This is a genomic window from candidate division Zixibacteria bacterium HGW-Zixibacteria-1 (genome assembly GCA_002838945.1).
Taxonomy (GTDB): domain Bacteria; phylum Zixibacteria; class MSB-5A5; order GN15; family PGXB01; genus PGXB01.
On sequence record PGXB01000014.1, the window covers coordinates 27866 to 43757 of the forward strand.

Below are 15892 nucleotides of genomic sequence, written 5' to 3' on the forward strand. Positions count from 1 at the left end.
TTTCTCACGCGAATAAAATTCCATCCGAAAAATAGATGAAATGCTTGATTTTGTCTAATATTTTTGCGGTCATAGTCGAATTTGTTCTGGTAAATATCGCCTTTTTTGGTATATTTACTGGCAGAACAAGTACCTTCCGCCACCATAAAAGACAAATAGACTTCACAGTAAGGCATTGAGCGTTGTGGCCCTGTGCCATGAAGAGGGGCAATCCCTGCTGTGAGATTCTCACTATCCATAACCTTAATTGATGCGGGAGAATTATCATGGCTGTAAAACGAATCATGCTTCTGGCTGTTCTGCTTTTCTCGGCGGTCAATGCTTCGGCACTCGACTGGCCGGTCTGGCCGGACAGCACCAATCAGCAGGTCTCGGCCACCTATGGCCTGGTGCAGAATGAAATATACCTGCACACGGGCATCGATATCGCCGTGCCCCAGGGGACCCCGGTTTATGCCGTCGAATCCGGTTATGTCAAGGCGATTATTACCCTGTATGACAGCCCGAGCAATTGGCGGATTGCCATCGCCGATTCATCCGGAACCGAGGAGTGCGACGGATGGATGTATGCCCATGTCGACCGGTACAACATTTATGTCATGCCGGGTCAGTGGGTGGAAGCGGGCACGCTGATAGCACAGGTGGTGGGATGGTCGGATCCGAATATTGTCAGGCATCTTCATTTTTCCAGGATCCGTTTCTCGGGCGATCAATATGCCTGGTCCAATGGATTCTGGGATTGGGAGTTTATCGACAACCCGCTGCTATATATGGAGAACATCTATGATCCCGATCCTCCGGTCCTGGACCTTGCCGTGGGCAGTCAATTGTTTGGATTCTGCAGCGAGGGGTACCCCGAGTATTTCGCGGAGGGTGAGCCGCTCTCGGGTGACGTCAATATCATCTGCAGCGCCTATGACTACGTCAATTTCTACCAGTGGAAATCAGTTCCATATAAGCTGGAGTATAAAATCGAAGGTGATTCCTCGATTCCCTGGATGACATCGGTCTGTTTTAATGAACCGATGGGTTCATACAACGGCTATATGTGCACTTATAAATCGATTATTTACCAGAACGACGGCGTCTGCAATACCAGCTTTACAGCCGACAGCCAGGCGATGTTTTTCAATCTTACCAACACGGACGGTGACGGGATAGTGGAAGTCGAGGATAAGCTTTGCTGCTGGCATACCATGAATTTTCGAAACGGCGATTACTGGGTTTATGCGCGGGCGACCGATCTGGGAAATAATGTAACGGTTGATTCGATGTTGGTGACTCTGGGCAATTACTTCGAACTGTCCGGCACGATAACTCTTCAGGGAAGTTCCTCGCCGGCAGGGACAATCGTGACGGCGGTGGAAAACGGGGCGTGCGACACGACCGATGAATCGGGGCATTATGCGATATCCAATGTCGGCATCTTTGAGCAGTTGATTACGGTGCAGAGGCCGGGATTTACTTCATTTGACACGACCATATCGATGGATCAAAATTATGAACTTAATACAACGCTGCTTCTGGATTATATGTGCGGCGACGCCAATTATAATGCCGCGATTAATATCCTCGATGCCACATTCTTAATAAATTACATTTATAAAGGAGGTCCGATACCAATACCGATTGAGGCGGGCGACGTCAACGGTAACGGCGCCATAAATATTCTTGATGTAACATACCTGATTAATTACCTTTATAAGGACGGGCCGGAACCGGTCTGCCCGGAAATTTAACATGATTGAGAATATTGCAATGAAAAACTTATCTCGTATTGCCATAATCATTATCATGATTACAGCGACTTTTGCCTGCGCGCAGGCGCTTCCCTGGCCGATCTGGCCGGACAGCAGCTGGCATATTGTCTCGGCGACCTACGGCCATATTCAGGGCATGCCCGATGGTATGTATGTTCACAATGCGATCGATATTGCTGATGCCCAGGGGACGCCCGTTTATGCCATCAAGGCCGGGTATGTCAAGGCGGTCTATACCATATTCAACAGCGACCGTCACTGGCGTGTAGCGATTGCCGACTCGGCCAATGACGCGGAATGCGACGGCTGGCTGTATGCACATCTCAACAAGAATTATTTTGGCGTCTGGGTCGGCAAATATGTGGAGGTCGGCGAATCGCTGGGGGTTATAATCGGCGGCTGGCCGGATCCGTCAACGCCGGAGCATGTGCACCTGGCCAAAATTCGTTATGCCGGTAATGCTGCGGCGTGGGCCAACGGTTTTTATGACTATGATTTCACCGGTAATCCGCTTGAGTATCTTGACGGTGTCGCTGATGTGGACTACCCGTATTTCGGGAACGCCGTCGGCGATCAGCTTTTTGCTTTCTATGATGACATCGCCGATACGCTGTATGAAGAAGGTCAGCCGGCCTCTGGGTATATCGATATCATCTGCCGGGCATTCGATAATTGTTATAATTATACTTTTGGCACCGCGCCATATAAACTGGAATACAAAATCGAAGGGGATTCCTCCATCCCCTGGACGACTACGGTCATTTTTGATGAGCCGGTCGGATCATATAACGACGGCTGGATGGCGACATACCGCAGTATTGTCTATTACGGCGATTACGCCAATCCGTATGTAATACCGGAGTTGCTCTTTTACCTGACCAATACCGATGGCGACGGCAGCGTGGAAGTGACCGACTCGGCCCATTGCTGGGAGACACCATATTTCCACAATGGTGAATATGTTGTGTATGCCCGGGCGACAGATTTTGTCGGCAACAGTACAGTCGATTCGATGGCGGTAACGGTGGCGAATGCCTTTGAGTTATATGGAACGGTAACGCATAACGGAGTCCTGTCCGGTCCTGAGGGTACGATCGTGACTTCTGTTACCGATGGTGTCGCGGACACGACTGATGCGAGCGGGAACTTTTCGATTCCCAATGTCGGCGGAGGTCTGCAGCAGATTATCGTAAACAGGCCGGGGTTCACCTCATTTGATACGACTTTCCTGATGATTCAGGCCAATCAGTTTGACGGCGCCCTGGCACTCAGTTATATGTGCGGCGACGCCAATTACAACGGTGCGATTAATATTCTTGACGCCACCTACCTGATAAATTATATCTATAAAGGCGGCTCGACCCCGACTCCGATGGAGGCCGGGGACGCCAACGGCAATCTCGCCATCAATATTCTGGATGTGACCTATATTATCAATTACCTGTATAAAGGCGGCCCTGAGCCGCTCTGCCCGTGAGATAGGAAAAGCGAAATCAAAAAAGTAATCTACAGGTAAAGCGCCGGACTATTCTATTGATTCATTGATAGTGTATGATTTTTAGAAAGGAATGAGTTGAATTTACATTAAAATAAATTGTTAATATATGATAAGTCATTTACTCCATACGCCGATTCCCTTCTTTTTTGCGATTATCTCGGTTTCTTTATATTTTCTTTTTTCTTCGAATTCATATTCTGAAGTAACTCTTGCAAGCCCGGCTGACAGTAAACCTTCATTCATACATCGATCGTCTTTGTAAATATATCCTAAATTGGAACCTGTAATCCGGGATGCTAACGTATCAATTTTAATTAAAATAAATTCTTCCAGAATATTGGCCTCTAAAAAAGATCTGGCTCGATGCATTATTATACTATCTTCTCCTATATTCTCAATTCCGGCGAGATTTATTATCACTGAATCATCAAGCTTTAATGAGGTGCCGCTAAAAACATCAGTCGTATAACCAAATAAGATATTTTCTGCAGAATCGATAATATTTTTATAATCAATTAAGGAAATATATTGAGCCTCAAAACTCAGAGTATCACGAGTGGTATCAGATTTATTATATAATTCAAGAACAGCATTCCTATAACATGCGATATCTTGGATTGGGTTAATTTCTTGATAATTCGGGTCAATTTCTTGAAATACAATTTCAAAATCCCTAAATGGTGACAACCATACGTTTGGGAAAAGGTCATATTTATATAAGGACCTTATTGTTAATTCGATAAGCAAGTGGGAATAAACTTTAAAAAATTTGAAAGCATATGTTTTATTTTGATTTTTTTCTAAAATTGATGCATCAGGAATTAATAGCACTTTGTATTTTATAATAAAACTACTATCTTCATTTGCTTTTTGTTCAATTAACGCCGAGACGACTATTTTTTCTGTTGAAATAGGTTCTATCTCTATTTCGAGAATAAGATCAATAATATTTTTTATTTTAATATCATATCTATTGTTTAGAAATCCTTCTGTTATAGAACTCTTAATGATGCTGGGGTATATAAAAGTAATGACTAGGCAAAATAGGAGCATTCTAGCTTTTATTGCTTGTTTCATAAAAAATATTAATAATTCGAGTTGCGATTTTGATTAATATTGCTTTTTCATGATATGTTGTCAATCAATTAAATAGATATAGTTAAATTATATTATGGAGTATTTAATAAAAATGTAATAGTTATTGATTGACTGAGTTTATATTCGGCGGGTCTTTTTTGGACCCGCCGCTTGCTTTTGGGGACTGTCGCCATGCTGGCTACTTCCGCTTCGCCATGCCGCGTTTGCGGGTGTAGGTCAGAAGGCCGCCCAGCTTCAATAATTCCTTCTGGCGGTCGGTCAATTTCGCTTCAGTCTCGATATTATACCCCCGGGTCGTGTTCTGAATGGTGAAAGTCGCTTTATCGACCGAGGCAAGACAGTCTTTGATGACCAGTTCATCACCTTTCTCGATAAAATCGTAGTCGTCCTTGTTCTTGAAGGTCAGCGGCAGGAGACCGAAATTGACGAGGTTGGAATGATGAATCCGTGCGAATGATTTGGCAATGACGCCTTTGACACCGAGATACATCGGGGCCAGCGCGGCATGCTCGCGCGAGGAACCCTGCCCGTAATTCTCACCGCCGACAATAAATCCGCCCCCTTTGGCTTTGGCCCTGGCCGAGAAGGTGGGGTCGAGACGGTAATAAACATATTCGCTGATTTTGGGAATATTCGAGCGGTAGGCCAGAATCTCGGCCGCGGCGGGCATGATATGGTCGGTGGATATGTCATCCTCGACCTTAATCAGCACTTCGCCGCTGATGGTATCATGCAAAACATCTTTCGGATCGGCCGGGACAATATTATCGCCGCGCCTGATTTTGAGTTTTTTGGCATCCGCTTCCGACGCGGGCGGAATCAGGTTGGGATTATCCTGGCGGATTTTGGGTGGAAGTTCCGAGGGCGGCGCTTCCATGCCGAGGGTGGAAGGATCGGTCAGAACGCCGGTAATAGCGGTCGCGGCGGCGGTTTCCGGGCTGGCCAGATAGACCAGGTCATCCTTGAATCCGGAACGGCCGCGGAAGTTGCGATTGACCGCCCGCAGCGAGCGGGCGCCGGGCGCAGGGACATGGCCGGAGCCGATACAGGCGCCGCAGGTCGGTTCGGCGACATTGACACCGGCCTTGAGAAGATCCTCAAGATAGCCTTCCTCGGCCAATTGCTCGAGCGCCATCCGGCTGGCGGCATGGATGAAGAAATTGACATCGGGATGCACCTGGCGGCCCTTCATGATTTTCGCCACCGCCTTCAGGTCGGCATAGGCGCCGTTGGTGCATGATCCGACCATCACCTGCTCGATTGCCACGCCGGCAATATCGCGCACCGGGACAACCTTGTCAGGAAGCGATGGCTGCGCCACGAGCGGCACGATTTTCGACAGGTCCAGCTCGATACGCTCGTCGTACTCGGCGTCGTCATCGGGCAGCATTTCTTTCCAGTCATTCGGCCGCCCGGTAACTTCGAAATAATGTTTAGTGATTTCATCGGACGGGAAAATCGATGTGGTTGCACCCATCTCGGTTCCCATGTTGGTGATAGTTACGCGCTGTTGCACGTTAAGTGTTTTGATGCCGGGCCCGGAGTATTCGAAAATTTTGCCGAAACCGCCGCGCACGGTGATACGGCGAAGCATCTCGAGAATGACATCCTTGGCGGTTGACCATGGTTTCAATTCACCGGTCAGATGCACATTGACGACTTTGGGCATGACAAAACTGTATCCGCCGCCGCCCAGAGCCACGGCGACATCGAGACCGCCGGCACCGATGGCCAGGACACCCATGCCGCCGTTGTGCGGCGTGTGGCTGTCGGCGCCGACCGCAGTGGTGCCGGGAACGGCGAAATGCTCCTGATGAATCTGGTGGCCGATACCATTGGCCGGTTTGGAGAACCAGACGCCGAATTTCTTCGCCGCCGACTGGAGATACAAATGATCCTCCATATTTTCTGCCTTGATCTGCAGGACATTGTGATCGGCGTAGCATACGGCCACTTTGGCGCCGATGCGCTCGAGGCCGATGGCTTCGAAATGCAGAAAGACCTGGGTGCCGGTGATGTCTTGAACCAGGACATGATCGATATCAATGGTGATTTCGGTGCCCGATTTTATTTCGCCGGAGATGAGATGTTGTTCGATGATTTTATGTGTCAGTGATTTGCCCATATTTTCCTCATCATTATCAATATAGATTTCCTGCTATATATACAAAAATATACAGGTTTTAAGATTAATACGGAAGAACAGACTTAAGAATTAACGATTTCTCTGGCAGCGGGGGCAGAAATGGGCCGAGCGGGAACCGATTTTTTCTCTTCTGATCGAGGCGCCGCAGCGTTTACATGGCTCTCCCTCACGCCCGTAAACGTTGAGATATTTCTGGAATCCGCCCGGCTGTCCGTTGACACCGGCATAGGTGTCAACCGAAGTGCCCATCAGGTTGATGGCTTTTTTCAGGATCTTGACAGTATGGCCGTGTAACTCAGTCAGTTTCGTATCGGCAATACTATCGGTCAGGCGGCGCGGGTGGATCCGGCCGAGGTAAAGGGTTTCATCGGCATAGATGTTGCCCAGTCCGGCGATAAAGGTTTGATCCAGCACAGCCGGTTTGATCATGCGCCGGGTGGATTTGAATAATTGAATGAAATCATCCCGGCTGATTTCCAGCGGCTCGGGGCCGAGTTCGATTAATCCTTTTTGGCTCATCACCTGGTCGGTTTTGAACAGGCGCACCCGGCCGAACCTTCGGTAGTCGTTGAAACGCAGATGATGACGGTTGTCTTTCAGTTTGAATATCAAAAGATCATGCTTATCGATTTCGGTTTTATCCGACATGTAGTAAAGATGGCCGGTCATTTTCAGATGCACCCACAGGGTGTAATTATCAGAAAGATCGATGAGGATGTTTTTGCCCCGGCGGTGAATGTTAATAAATGTTTTATTTCGGAGAATATCGAGCCATCCGCGTGGATTGTCGCTGTCGATTTTGGGAGAGTTTATGAATACCGAATCAATGGTTTTGTTCAAAATTGTCTGCTGCAAACCGCGAACAACGGTCTCGACCTCGGGAAGCTCAGGCATTATCTATCAGTCTTGTTTTTCGATTTCAGAATCAATAAGTCTCAGGCTAATTGTTTTAGCTCGGCGATTATCTTATTAACGTCATGACCATGAAGTTCGGCTCCCATTTCGAGGGTTTCCATTTTCATCGATGGACAGCCATAACATCCGCCATGAAAATACTTCTTTATAACGGAGGCAGCGCCCGGTATGTTTGCGATAATATCGCCGATGCTGGTATCTTTGGTAATATCCATTACAGGTCCCTCCAGACCTCACGGGAACTTAATCCCATCAATCATTGCCTCCAGCAGCATGCCGGAGCCGTTTAACGTCTCATATTTAACGAGCCCCACATTTCTGGCAAACCAAAAGACGCTCGTTCTTTGAAAAAACGACGTCGATGGATTCTCCGAAGTTGAATAGGTCATTCCGACTTCGATGCAGTTATCAAATTTCCCGGCCGGAGTCGAGATCGAATTAATCCCCAGGATTTCATATCCGACCATGATCCTTATATGTGAATTGGCTGAATCATTTCTGATTTCAACCGCCTCGACCAGCATCGTATCGCCGACCAGATTGGACCACGGGCCAAAAGGAAGCGAAGGGATGAAATGTACGTAAAATCCGGAATCGGATCGGTCAATGATATTGTTCAGCAGGACGGTGTCATGATTCAATTGAAAATCCTGCCACCGGCTGATATTCCCGGAAGAATCATAATATGTTATGGTGAACAGATTGCTCTGATTGGAAGAGACTTCACACCTGCCCATGGGGCCGGAATACAGGAAATAATCGCCGTTGTTCAGGGGGAAATAACGGGAAAAATCAATTTTGGCCTTTTGTTCGACACGCTTGATGCAACCCAATAATAGCACCGCAATCAAGAACAGGCTTAATGCGGTGAATGTGGTACGCATCACATCTTATTTCCGTTTTGGTTAGCCCGATAATTTTCGATCGCCGCCCGAAGAGCATCGGTCGCCAGATTGGAGCAATGCATTTTGATCGGCGGCAGGCCGCCGAGAGCATCGGCCACTTCATTCCTGGTCAGCCTCTCGGCTTCTTCAATCGTTTTGCCCTTGACGATGGCCGTCGTGATCGAACTGGTGGCAATAGCGGCGCCGCATCCGAAGGTCTTAAATTTTATGTCGACAATAATATTATTTTCGACTTTTATGTACATTTTCATAATATCGCCGCATGACGGATTTCCTACCGTTCCGACACCATCGGCGTTTTCGATCTCACCGACATTCTGCGGATTTTGAAAATGTTCAATTACTTTCTGAGAATACATTTTTTATCCTCTATCCCGATCATATCACATTGACAATATAATGTGATTTTCAAAAAAGCCAAGTGAAATTTTTCACATTTCTCGTTAAAAATTAACTCCCGGATTCATGCATTGTAACTTCTCCGGCGGAGAATTGTCTGATTCCTTCGGCCGTCTCAACCACCAGACGGCCACTGCCATCTATATCTAATACGTTGCCTGATAAAGTCTTGCGACCTATTTTCAGAGTGATTGAAGAATTTATCAAAGAAGAGTACTTCAAGATTCTTTTTCTGGAAGCGGCCAATCCGCGTTTTTTGAAGCCGAGGTACTCTTTTTCGAATTTAGCCATAAAATTCTTAAGAAAATCGACCCTTCTAATCTCTCTTTTGAGGCCGATTCTGACGGCTGTGGCGCTTTTTCTGAGCGGCTCCGGGAAATCGGAAATTTTGTGGTTAATGTTAATGCCAACGCCCACAATGACGAAATTGGTGCGGCCGATTTCGGCCGAAAGTTCGGTCAGGATACCGGCCGTTTTTTTGCCCGAGATCAGAATATCATTGGGCCATTTTATCTTAACGTCGATATCCCCGTAGGAAGCGATTGTGTCGGCGACGGCCACGGCAGTGATCAGCGATATACCTGGAGCCAGCGTCGGAGGAATTTTCGGCCGGAGAATTATTGAACAATATACACTTAGCCCGGCCGGTGAATGCCAGGTCCGTCCGAATCGGCCCCGCCCACGAGTCTGCTGTTCGGCCACAACGACGGTCCCCTCCGGTGCGCCGATCGCCGCCAGTTGACCGGCGAGAGTATTGGTTGATTGAACCGATTGCCAGCTATGTATTTTGCAGCCGATTATTTTCGTTTTAAGGCGGTGGGCAATTTCCCGGGCAAGGAGCTTGTCAGGCGCCGATAAAAAACTGAAAAAACCGTTCTGATCCGCTTTGAATTTATAGCCCCATTGCTGGAGCAGGCCCAGACCGCTGATTATATCTTCCCGGGTGACTTTATAACCTTTGGCCAGCTTCACCGGATCGAAACGGTGTTTCGGCCGGGCGCGAATTTTCTCAATTATTTTTTCAGCGAGAGCTTCAAATTGGTCTTTAGTCATAAAAAATAGTCTTATTGCGGCAGAAATTTCAGCGAAAAATCCGATGACGGCGCCGAATGAGTCAGGGTGCCGATGGAGATAAAATCCACGCCGGTTTCCGCGACCTTCCTGACATTGGCGAGATTGACATTGCCGGAGGCTTCAAGCTTGACGCCGGCATCAAGGGAACGGGCGATTTTAACCAATTCGGCAAGCTGTTCTGTCGATTGATTGTCGAGCAAAAGCCTTTTGACTTTGCCGGCGATGGCTTCCCTGAGCTGCGACTCATTTTCCACTTCGACTTCGATTTCGATGTGTTCTGGCTTAATAAGATATTGTTTTTTGTATTCGTCGGATTTCAGAAAGGCGCGCATTTTTTCGACCGCTTTGGTAATGGATCCGGCGGCGGCAATATGATTATCTTTGATCAGGGCCATATCATAGAGGCCGAAACGATGGTTGGAGGCGCCGCCGCAGGCCACGGCGTATTTATCGAGGAGACGAAGCCCCGGGGTGGTTTTCCGGGTATCCAGAATGGTGGCTCCGGTACCCCTGACAGCCTCCACGAATTTCGCGGTCAGGGTGGCGATACCGGACAGATGTCCCAGAAAGTTCAGGGCGGTTCGTTCGCCGGTCAGAATGGCGCGGCTGTCGCCCTCGATACCGATAATCCTGTCGCCCCTGGCAAAAGTCTCGCCATCGGTCTTGACGATCTCGATTTGGACATTTTTATCGCGCGACTGAAAGACCATCTCGACGACCATCAAGCCGGAGACGACGCCTTCGGATTTGGCCATAATCTCGGCCTTGACGAGGGTCGGTTCGATACAGGCGGTCGTGGTAATATCGCCCTGCCCGATATCTTCCATCAGGACCAGGTCAACCTGCTGGCGGATGATTTCATCAATTGAGTCCATGTGGAGGGTAAGATAATAAATCGTGTGCTTCTGTCAAACATTCATTTTTATAAATGACAGAAACGAAACAGCAAGGATCGTTGGTTTCAAATGATCTCAGGCGGCGGGTTGTCCGCCGCCTGAGATTTTCAAATACAATTATATGTTAAAATTTTTGGTTTCAAGCCACTTCATACTAATAAGCGACCAGAAATCAAGGGCATCTCCATTTAAGACATATTCATATGGCAACCAGCCATAACCTTTGTCGCCCCAGGATGCCCCCCACGAATTTTTGAATAAAAAGGCTCCCTTGCTCTTTTTATTACAAATGGTGTTTTTTATGACCAGGTTATCATCATAGCCGACTGCCAAGACGGCGTGACCCCAGATTTGCCATTCCCCGGTGCAAGGTATTGGAACACCCCCTTTAACGTCGGAATGACCAAACGACTGGTAACCGAAAAAACCAAACATTGATGGAATCTTGGCAGCGAGAAATGTCTTGATTGTTTTAAGGACCTTGTCTTTAGGGATATTTTTCCCCAAAGGATCATGACAGAAATATTTCAAGGCCTCGTAATTGTCGGCAATGGCATAAACAAACTGCGATGGCTCGTCATCAAATGTTCTCTCGCCGGGCTGATTGGCCACCAGCTTGGTAGTGTATGGCCAGTACCTTTCGTTGGGCAAACCACAATGGGCCAGTGCACCCATAGCCGTCCGCAACCAGGCCCCGGTATCACCGAGTACACCCATGAGATTGCGAGTGGTTTTATAAACAAAAAGCCGTGACCCCTCAATATGCTTGCCAAAGGCCCGATTTTCAAAATACTCAACCATGCCGACTGCAGCATGGGCACTGCAGGAGCCGAGATCCTCCTGATCTTCAACGCCTGAGCACCACTGCCGGAGATCTACTTTATCCGGTATCGCGGGCGCTTTAATTCCGGGCGTAATTTTAATTGTCTTGGTTAGCTTGATAATTTCCTCCGCTTCGGGATGGTAGTCTCTGAAATCATACATGGGTGGCAGCCAACCGGTATAATAGACCGTATCCGTTGCAGAATCCTTCGCTTTTATGTAACGCAACATTGTCTGTTATCCTTTATTCTGGAGTTTTCTATTGAGGGATGTTGGCGTAAAAATTTTGCAGCCAATTATCCCAATTGTTATACTTGACGAAATCAACAGGCATAAAGGTATTGGCATCCTGGTATGCAGTGTGGTCAGGGTCATTGTTATAAGCCGCCTGGTCCGGCGGAAAGTAAATAGCTGTTCCATGAACGTCTGGCATATTCCCGCTGCACTTGGAATTGATAACAAAGTTTTGAACTGCTTGATGAACCGCCTCGGCCGCATCCTTTATACTTTGGGATGCAACATTATTTTTGACATTTTTTATGAAACCGCAGAGATCGGTTCCCCAGCAGGAATTGGACCATGATGGATGAAACTGCTGGGCATTGTCTCTGGCATCAGCCATGAGATTCCATTCGGCATTGGCGGCAGCTGTGAATAAATTCAGTTTAGTTGTAAGATCAGTGACCTTTGAAATATCGACAGCAGCCTGAGTGATCCCGCCCTGGCCGGCATACGATGCAGCATAATCATCGACAATATATTCGGCAAGTTTGCGCGGTGTGGTCGAAGGGTCCTGCACCAATCTGGGAAGAATTAAATCATAAGGCCAACCGTCCCACGGCTCCACTTCTTCGGAGCCGACCATATAATTGGTGATGTCCCTGAGGGCATAGGCATTTTCGATCATACCCATTAGGCAGGCATCAAAACCCACCAGATCGAGTTTGACCTGAGTATTAAATCGTTCTGACAGTCGTTGCTTGGCTCCCAAAAGCGCCGTTTGCACTTCTTTCATGTACAGCCTGTCATTGGCATCCACATCGATCGCAATGGCGCGCGCCACTCCGCAGTCAGGGTTGGCAACGGACTTGGCTGTAATTGACAGGCTGTCCAGTCGTTGCTTCATGGCCTTCCAGCCGTCGCCATGATTCCAAATTACAAGAGCATAATGTGCGGCCGGATAGTTGGTAATACCCCACTCGACAAAATCCTGAAGCACCGCCGGGTCACCCATGTTTGCTTCACCAAGGTTCTGCACCGGCGCGATTGATGGGGTGTTGCCATTCCGAATTGCAAAGCGTCTGGTATCAGTCCAGTCACCATAAGCCTGGTTGTAACCGGACGCCCGGTCCAATTGCGTTATAATATTGATTGAATCCGAATTTTTTACAGACGACATTTCCAGGAAATCATCCATCGCCGCCCCCTCAAGATCATTGTCGGCGGCCATATACACCATAAAGGTCCAGGATGCATCACCGGGGATAATGAAATTTTTATCACTTTCATCGCTTCCTCTCGAAGTCCTGACCAAGATAAATCCGGTCTTTGCGCCGGGCGGGACCTTAACCCTGAGCTTATTTTTTGAAGCAAAGAGTATATCTGACGCGGGTACACTCACCCCTTCAAAGGTGACTTCATTCTTGGCAACCGTATCGCCGAAACGTTTCCCGTTGATTTCCACTTCGGTTCCGGCCTTCCCTTGTTCAGGTGTAAAGTTATAAATCACCGGGGCACAGCCGAGAATCAGGAAAACGGCGAGTGTCATCAGGGCGGCCGGAAGGTTCACTGAAAAAAGGATTTTTTTGCGTTGCATTATTCTTTCCTCCTTAAATTAATGAGCTAGAGAGACTCCGTCATGCTGTTATATTTTTTCCATATCACCCCCTTCAATCGAAGCAGGCGTTTCAATTAGTTCAACCATGCTATTCCTTCTGACCAAAGCCAGATAATGAAAGCCATGAGCTTAGATGTTTTGGTATTGTCCGCGATGCAAAATCAATGATGAAAAGTACTGGACAAGATAGACTATAATAATTATACGATTATTTGTCCTGATTAATTGAGAAGAAACTATCTTTATTGATAATAATTGTCAAGTTGCAAAATGGATTATAAAAAAGGCGCGGTTGGCCGCGCCTTTTTAATAGTACTGAATATTATTAACTACATTTTTTCCACGCAGCCGGCGATCAGTTCGCGGAGTTTGGGTTCGGCACTGTTGGCGGTGGCGATGATTTCATCCAGCGAGCACGGCCCCAGCGCATCGGGCAGGCCCATATCGGTAATAATCGAAAAGGCCAGGACTTTGGTGTGCTGGTGGCGGGCGGCGATCACTTCCGGGACGGTTGACATGCCGACCACGTCGGCCGCCAGAATTCTCAGGAAACGGTACTCGGCGGCGGTTTCCAGATTGGGTCCGGCGACAGCGACATAGACCCCTTTTCTGACCGGGAGTTTCTGCTCGAGAGCGATATTTTCGGCCAGTTTAACAAGATCCTTGTCATAACAATTGTACATATCGGGAAACCGGTCGCCGATCGAATCGTCGTTGGGCCCGATCAGCGGGTTGTTGCCGAGCAGGTTAATATGATCGGTAATGATCATAATATCGCCGCGATTGAACTGGGGATTAAGACCGCCGCAGGCGTTGGAGACGATGAGAGTCTCGATACCGAGCTCTTTCATGACCCGTACCGGGAAAGTCACCTGTTTCAAGGAGTAACCTTCATAATAATGAAACCGGCCCTGCATGGCGACCACCGGCTTGTTGCGAAGATGTCCAAATAAGAGTCTTCCGGCGTGCGATTCCACTGTTGAAACCGGGAAATGTGGTATATCCTGATAATTGACGGTGGCGGCGATTTCGATTCCATCGGCCAATGAGCCCAGACCGGTGCCGAGAATAATTCCTATTTGTGGTATGATGTCGACTTTGGTTCTTATAAATGCCGCTGCCTCAGAAATCATTTCCCTGAGATTGTCCATTCTTCACTTCCTCCTTGAGTTCTTCCGATGATTCGCCGAAATGGTCGACGACACTTTCAATCTCTTCCTCTTTCATTTCAATCGGCGGTGGTTCCGGCGCCGGTTGTTCCATTTGAGGAGGTTCCTGCTGTTCCGTTCTTGTTTCATAAGTCGATGTCTCCCTGGCCGCCGGTTTTGGTTCTTTTTCAGTTTTTGCAGGGGGGACGATCGAATCTACCAGTTTCAGGTGAGCCAGGATTTCGGCGCGCAGTTTGGCATAAAAACTTCGTTTCGTGTAGTCCATTTCGTGCACTTTGGCTTCCAGCTCGGCCATTTTATGATGCTGTTCAGCGACGGCTCGATTATAGTTTTGCTTGCCCTCGGTAATAATCAGTTCCGCCTCTTTCCGGGCGTTGGTGCGTATCTGGTCGGCGGTTTTCTGGGCCTCGACCACAGCATTTTTGATCGAATCCTCGAGTTTTACCAGATTTTCAAGCCTGGCCGCCATTGATATTTTGTCTTCCTTGAGCTTCTGCAAATCGGCCCGCGCCGCTTCCAGAGCATCGGCCGCGCCCTGCACAAAGGCATCGACCTCGGCCTTATTATAGCCGCGCATAGAGGAAGCAAACTGATGATTTCTCATCTCATTAGGTGTGGTTTCCATGATTAGCCTCGTTTATTGAAAATGCATTTAATTTCTATATATATTTTTAATCGGCATAAAAGGAAAAAACTTGCTTTAATATAACATAGTAATCATATAATGATAGCCCGATAAGTTGTTGTCCACTTTCTTATTAGTATGACTACAGTGATAGATTTCCCGCATGAAACGGGATTCAGAAATCCCATCCCCAAAAGGACAAACTAGTTTAATCTCATTTTGAATTTTCCGCGGCTTATTTGGCCACCATGGGCCATAAAGAAAAATTGCGCAGAGGAATATTATAACCACAATTATGGGAAGGGCCCATTTCAATTTTAGCCTTTTCCATATTCCAGCTAAAAGCCCCAACCGATAATTCTCTCTACCAATAGTCACTTGTTCCCCTTTGGAGAATCTTTGCCCAGTATTTACAAGTATATTCCAACCGGGCGGTTCAGCATTTCGTGCTTGTGCCATTCTTAATTCGAAATACTTGACTTGTCTAAATACTAGGAACATCCAGACTGCTGAGAAAATTAATCCCACAATACTTATGATAAATAAATTTGGCTGACAAGAAAAAAATGGGGTTATTATGATTTCTTTTAGAAACATACCCAATAAGATCAAATTTGCGGCTGTAAATATGGAATAGGTTTGCCATAATATACTATTTTCATGTTTCATCATTTCAATGGCAATTTTATATTTTTCTAATTTAATATTCATTCTCACCTGATATACCTCACTTTTAATCAATCCCATT

Annotated in this window: 16 protein-coding genes; 2 read left to right on the plus strand and 14 right to left on the minus strand. The window is 47.3% G+C overall.

Annotated elements, in window-relative coordinates; all coding sequences use genetic code 11:
* Positions 1-4 precede the first annotated feature (4 nt).
* Positions 5-268, minus strand: a complete 264-nt coding sequence (locus CVT49_07240) for a hypothetical protein (GenBank protein ID PKK83676.1) — start codon at positions 266-268, stop codon at positions 5-7.
* Here CVT49_07240 and CVT49_07245 point away from each other — a divergent pair.
* Together CVT49_07245 and CVT49_07250 are read left to right on the plus strand one after the other, a co-directional pair.
* On the plus strand, positions 267-1739 hold the full coding sequence (locus CVT49_07245; GenBank protein ID PKK83677.1) for a hypothetical protein: 1473 nt from the start codon (positions 267-269) through the stop codon (positions 1737-1739). The two genes, CVT49_07240 and CVT49_07245, sit on opposite strands and share 2 nt — an antisense overlap.
* Before the next feature lies 1 nt (position 1740).
* On the plus strand, positions 1741-3237 hold the full coding sequence (locus CVT49_07250; protein PKK83678.1) for a hypothetical protein: 1497 nt from the start codon (positions 1741-1743) through the stop codon (positions 3235-3237).
* A gap of 135 nt (positions 3238-3372) precedes the next feature.
* Here the strand turns inward: CVT49_07250 and CVT49_07255 are convergent, their stop codons facing one another.
* From CVT49_07255 to CVT49_07315, 13 genes are all read right to left on the minus strand, one after another.
* The gene (locus CVT49_07255; protein ID PKK83679.1) at positions 3373-4335 is read right to left on the minus strand and encodes a hypothetical protein; all 963 of its coding nucleotides are present in this window, start codon (positions 4333-4335) and stop codon (positions 3373-3375) included.
* A gap of 199 nt (positions 4336-4534) precedes the next feature.
* Positions 4535-6481, minus strand: coding sequence for an aconitate hydratase (locus CVT49_07260; GenBank protein PKK83680.1), 1947 nt, complete (start codon positions 6479-6481; stop codon positions 4535-4537).
* Between the two features lie 90 nt (positions 6482-6571).
* Positions 6572-7396, minus strand: coding sequence for a DNA-formamidopyrimidine glycosylase (locus CVT49_07265; protein ID PKK83681.1), 825 nt, complete (start codon positions 7394-7396; stop codon positions 6572-6574).
* Between the two features lie 41 nt (positions 7397-7437).
* Positions 7438-7632 (minus strand): disulfide oxidoreductase, encoded by a 195-nt coding sequence (locus CVT49_07270; protein ID PKK83682.1) that lies wholly within the window; start codon positions 7630-7632, stop codon positions 7438-7440.
* Between the two features lie 18 nt (positions 7633-7650).
* The gene (locus CVT49_07275; GenBank protein PKK83683.1) at positions 7651-8301 is read right to left on the minus strand and encodes a hypothetical protein; all 651 of its coding nucleotides are present in this window, start codon (positions 8299-8301) and stop codon (positions 7651-7653) included.
* On the minus strand, positions 8301-8681 hold the full coding sequence (nifU, locus tag CVT49_07280; protein ID PKK83684.1) for a Fe-S cluster assembly scaffold protein NifU: 381 nt from the start codon (positions 8679-8681) through the stop codon (positions 8301-8303). The genes CVT49_07275 and nifU overlap by 1 nt, the downstream gene beginning before the upstream one ends.
* A 91-nt stretch (positions 8682-8772) precedes the next feature.
* Positions 8773-9774, minus strand: coding sequence for a biotin--[acetyl-CoA-carboxylase] ligase (locus CVT49_07285; protein ID PKK83685.1), 1002 nt, complete (start codon positions 9772-9774; stop codon positions 8773-8775).
* 11 nt (positions 9775-9785) lie between these two features.
* Positions 9786-10670: a nicotinate-nucleotide diphosphorylase (carboxylating) gene (nadC, locus tag CVT49_07290; protein ID PKK83686.1), complete on the minus strand. Its 885-nt coding sequence runs from the start codon at positions 10668-10670 to the stop codon at positions 9786-9788.
* A gap of 138 nt (positions 10671-10808) precedes the next feature.
* Complete coding sequence (locus tag CVT49_07295) at positions 10809-11744, minus strand: cysteine protease (GenBank protein PKK83687.1); 936 nt, start codon at positions 11742-11744, stop codon at positions 10809-10811.
* A 28-nt stretch (positions 11745-11772) separates the two neighbouring features.
* Positions 11773-13329 (minus strand): hypothetical protein, encoded by a 1557-nt coding sequence (locus CVT49_07300; protein ID PKK83688.1) that lies wholly within the window; start codon positions 13327-13329, stop codon positions 11773-11775.
* 350 nt (positions 13330-13679) lie between these two features.
* Positions 13680-14501, minus strand: coding sequence for a purine-nucleoside phosphorylase (locus CVT49_07305; protein PKK83689.1), 822 nt, complete (start codon positions 14499-14501; stop codon positions 13680-13682).
* Positions 14473-15144: a hypothetical protein gene (locus CVT49_07310; GenBank protein PKK83690.1), complete on the minus strand. Its 672-nt coding sequence runs from the start codon at positions 15142-15144 to the stop codon at positions 14473-14475. Before CVT49_07310 ends, CVT49_07305 begins: the two co-directional genes overlap by 29 nt.
* A 75-nt stretch (positions 15145-15219) precedes the next feature.
* Positions 15220-15891 carry a hypothetical protein gene (locus CVT49_07315; protein PKK83691.1) on the minus strand — a complete coding sequence of 224 codons (672 nt, stop codon included), beginning with the start codon at positions 15889-15891 and terminating at the stop codon, positions 15220-15222.
* Between the last annotated feature and the right edge of the window lies 1 nt (position 15892).